The 1,642-nt window shown below is 51.3% G+C and carries 2 rRNA genes (1 of these 2 cut by a window edge); both read right to left on the reverse strand.

Annotation, left to right across the window (positions count from 1 at the left end):
* Positions 1-2: 2 nt before the first annotated feature.
* A 5S ribosomal RNA gene (gene rrf / locus ABD846_RS06135) occupies positions 3-117 on the reverse strand.
* A gap of 67 nt (positions 118-184) precedes the next feature.
* A 23S ribosomal RNA gene (locus ABD846_RS06140) occupies positions 185-1,642 on the reverse strand; its annotated part runs 1,352 nt beyond the window's last position; the annotation flags it as partial.

A 1,642-nucleotide genomic window follows, 5' to 3' on the forward strand; every position in this document is an offset into this window, starting at 1 on the left:
TTGCCTGGCAACGTCCTACTCTAGCGGAACGTCAGTCCAACTACCATCGGCGCTAAGGAGCTTAACTTCTGTGTTCGGCATGGGAACAGGTGTGACCTCCTTGCCATTGTCACCAGACAAATGAATGATTATACATTCAAAACTAGATAGTAAGTAAAGATTTGCGTCGCAAAACTTGAAAAAATTGATTAAGTCTTCGATCGATTAGTATTCGTCAGCTCCACGTGTCACCACGCTTCCACCTCGAACCTATTAACCTCATCATCTCTGAGGGATCTTATAACCGAAGTTGGGAAATCTCATCTTGAGGGGGGCTTCATGCTTAGATGCTTTCAGCACTTATCCCGTCCATACATAGCTACCCAGCTATGCCGTTGGCACGACAACTGGTACACCAGAGGTATGTCCATCCCGGTCCTCTCGTACTAAGGACAGCTCCTCTCAAATTTCCTACGCCCACGACGGATAGGGACCGAACTGTCTCACGACGTTCTGAACCCAGCTCGCGTACCGCTTTAATGGGCGAACAGCCCAACCCTTGGGACCGACTACAGCCCCAGGATGCGATGAGCCGACATCGAGGTGCCAAACCTCCCCGTCGATGTGAACTCTTGGGGGAGATAAGCCTGTTATCCCCGGGGTAGCTTTTATCCGTTGAGCGATGGCCCTTCCATGCGGAACCACCGGATCACTAAGTCCGTCTTTCGACCCTGCTCGACTTGTAGGTCTCGCAGTCAAGCTCCCTTATGCCTTTACACTCTATGAATGATTTCCAACCATTCTGAGGGAACCTTTGAGCGCCTCCGTTACCTTTTAGGAGGCGACCGCCCCAGTCAAACTGCCCGCCTGACACTGTCTCCCACCACGATAAGTGGTGCGGGTTAGAAAGCCAACACAGCTAGGGTAGTATCCCACCAACGCCTCCACGTAAGCTAGCGCTCACGTTTCAAAGGCTCCTACCTATCCTGTACAAGCTGTGCCGAATTTCAATATCAGGCTACAGTAAAGCTCCACGGGGTCTTTCCGTCCTGTCGCGGGTAACCTGCATCTTCACAGGTACTATGATTTCACCGAGTCTCTCGTTGAGACAGTGCCCAAATCGTTACGCCTTTCGTGCGGGTCGGAACTTACCCGACAAGGAATTTCGCTACCTTAGGACCGTTATAGTTACGGCCGCCGTTTACTGGGGCTTCGATTCGTAGCTTCGCAGAAGCTAACCACTCCTCTTAACCTTCCAGCACCGGGCAGGCGTCAGCCCCTATACATCACCTTACGGTTTAGCAGAGACCTGTGTTTTTGATAAACAGTCGCTTGGGCCTATTCACTGCGGCTCTTCTGGGCTTGCACCCTAAAGAGCACCCCTTCTCCCGAAGTTACGGGGTCATTTTGCCGAGTTCCTTAACGAGAGTTCGCTCGCTCACCTTAGAATTCTCATCTTGACTACCTGTGTCGGTTTGCGGTACGGGCACCTAATCTCTATCTAGAGGCTTTTCTCGGCAGTGTGAAATCAACGACTCGAGGAAACAATTTCCTCTCCCCATCACAGCTCAATCTTAAGAGTGCCGGATTTGCCTAACACTCAATCTCACTGCTTAGACGTACAATCCAATCGTACGCTTCGCCTATCCTACTGCGTCCCCCC

Origin of the sequence: Rurimicrobium arvi (assembly GCF_039540495.1) — a bacterium.
GTDB classification, from domain to species: Bacteria; Bacteroidota; Bacteroidia; order Chitinophagales; family Chitinophagaceae; genus Rurimicrobium; species Rurimicrobium arvi.